This is a genomic window from Microcoleus sp. Pol11C3 (genome assembly GCF_036701485.1).
In the GTDB taxonomy this organism is placed as follows: Bacteria; Cyanobacteriota; Cyanobacteriia; order Cyanobacteriales; family Microcoleaceae; genus Microcoleus.
Map to the genome: position 1 here is coordinate 1 of NZ_JAUBQW010000286.1, position 1,944 is coordinate 1,944.

Consider the following 1,944-nt stretch of genomic DNA (forward strand, 5'->3'; position numbering starts at 1 on the left):
TCCTTATTTTTTTACCTTACCATTCTCTCAAACCTTTGTCCTGTTTAGACTAGAGGTGCCTTGTCACCCGCTAAGGTAGATTACAAATTCTTGCACGACAGAGTGCAGCAATCGGCCTATTCTTTGATTCCCGAAACCGAGAAAAAATCAACTCACTTTCAAATCGGTCAATTGCTGCTGCAAAATACCACAGCAGAAGAACGCAAAAACAATATTTTTGCCCTGGTTAATCAATTGAATTTTGGTATAGAGACAACCACAGAGGCATTACCGCTACTAGCCACCCAGTCAGACAAAAACCTGTTAGCAGAACTTAACTTGATTGCAGGTCAAAAAGCTAAAGCATCCGCAGCTTTTGAAGTGGCGGTTAATTATTTTAATATCAGTTTGGGACTGCTGGCTGCCGATTGTTGGCAGAGTGATTATGACTTGACGCTGCCTATCTATGTAGAAACCGTAGAAGCTGAATATTTAAACGGTAATTTTGAACAGGCGGAACAGCTTTTAGAAGTTGTGCTGCAAGAGGCTAAAACGCTTTTAGATCGGGTGAAAGTTTACGAAATTAAAATTCAGTCTTATATTTCTCAATACAGGATGTCAGAAGCCATAGAGACAGGACTGCAAGTGCTGGAAAAATTGGGAGTATCGCCGTCAGAAATGTCGGAAGAACCCGGAATTTTGATTCAGGCAATTTCAATAAAGCTGGCAAAAGAAAATAAAGAAGTTGAGGATTTAGCCAACCTTTCCGAAATGACAAATCCTTATCACTTTGCCGCAATTCGGATTCTTTTAACAGTTACTTCTGCTGCTTATATTACGAACCCCGCCTTACTGCCTAAGCTTTTATTTGTAATGGTGGATCTCTGCCTAACTTATGGCAATCCTCCTTTAGCTGCTGGCGTGTACGTCAATTATGGCGCCTTTTTGACTGTTCGTGGAGACATTAATTCAGGATATAGATTTGGTCAGCTATCTTTAAAATTGCTGGAGAAATTTAATTCAAAACAGATTAAAGTGCTTGTTTTACATTATTTTAACTCATTTATTCGACATTGGAAAGACCATGTTAGAGAAACCATAGAGTCTTTGCAAAACGCTGTTATTAGTGGGCTGGAAACGGGAAATTTAGAGTATGCCTGCTATACAATTCTAAGTGATAATTACCATAGTTTTTATGCCGGAATTGAAATTGAATATCTCGCAAGTAGAAGCCAAGATTACACATTATTAATTTGTAAATTGAAGCAACATTTTGCGATTGAATTTATAAAGATGTATCATCAGTTGATGTTAAATCTGATTGGTGAATCAGACTATACGACTCTATTGATTGGGAAAGACTATAATGAAGTAGAGAATCTTCAATCTGCACAAAAAAACAATAACTATTTTACTCTTTTTTATATTAATGCTGCTAAAACATTTCTATCTTATTTATTTAAAGCACCCGAAACAGCCCTTGAAAATGCTCGACAAGCAGATAAGTATAAAGCACCTGTTAGCGGGATGATCATGATAGGTCAACTCAACTTTTACTACTCCCTCAGCCTCCTTGCTCAATATCCCCACGTCAGCGAAACCGAACAGAGAGAATATCTCGAACAAGTAGCCACAAATCAACAAACAATGAGACATTGGGCCAACAATTGCCCCGCCAACTACCAACACAAATACGAGTTAGTAGAAGCAGAAAAAGCGCGAATTTTAGGAGACTACCCCGCAGCCATCACCCTCTACGATGCGGCCATTACCGGGGCTAGAGAACAACAATACACCCAAGAAGAAGCCCTCGCCAACGAACTCACCGGCGAATTTCACCTCACTCGCGGCCAAGAAAACATGGCCCGCTTCTTCCTCCTAGAAGCATACTAAGCTGTTGCACATTTAAACTGTGATACAAGCATTGCCCTTATTTTTGATTTTGCGACCCCATTTAATTATTAA

The 1,944-nt window shown here is 39.4% G+C and carries 1 protein-coding gene; it reads left to right on the forward strand.

Annotated elements, in window-relative coordinates; genetic code table 11:
• Nucleotides 1-60: 60 nt before the first annotated feature.
• Entirely contained in the window at nt 61-1,872 is a 1,812-nt protein-coding gene (locus QUA40_RS28560) for a hypothetical protein (protein ID WP_333132056.1), read from the forward strand.
• Nucleotides 1,873-1,944 lie beyond the last annotated feature (72 nt).